Origin of the sequence: Massilia sp. CT11-108, assembly GCF_047302915.1 — a bacterium.
Lineage (GTDB): Bacteria > Pseudomonadota > Gammaproteobacteria > Burkholderiales > Burkholderiaceae_D > Telluria > Telluria orientalis.
Map to the genome: position 1 here is coordinate 1 of NZ_JBKYMO010001574.1, position 261 is coordinate 261.

Below are 261 nucleotides of genomic sequence, written 5' to 3' on the forward strand. Positions count from 1 at the left end.
TTTTCGTCGGCTGGGTCTTTTTTGTTTAAGCGACTGGCCGCGCATGGGGCACGCGGCAAGCGAAGCGCTCGACGCCGGCATCGACAAGGCGAAGGACACGCTGGCCCGCGCGAGCGGCGCCGTCGGCAGCGGCATGGACAAGGCACGGCATGCGCTGGGCAGTGCGGCCGACGGGGGCGGACACGAGGTCGGCAACGGCATGGACAAGGCCCGCGCCATGGCGCACGACGTCCGCACCCCGGTGCGCGACACCCTGCAGGC

1 protein-coding gene is annotated in these 261 nt (G+C 70.9%); it reads left to right on the forward strand.

What is annotated here, in order from left to right; genetic code table 11:
- Positions 1-43: 43 nt before the first annotated feature.
- Positions 44-261 (forward strand): hypothetical protein (locus tag ACEN88_RS35650; RefSeq protein WP_413347114.1); only part of this gene is annotated, 218 nt, incomplete at its 3' end.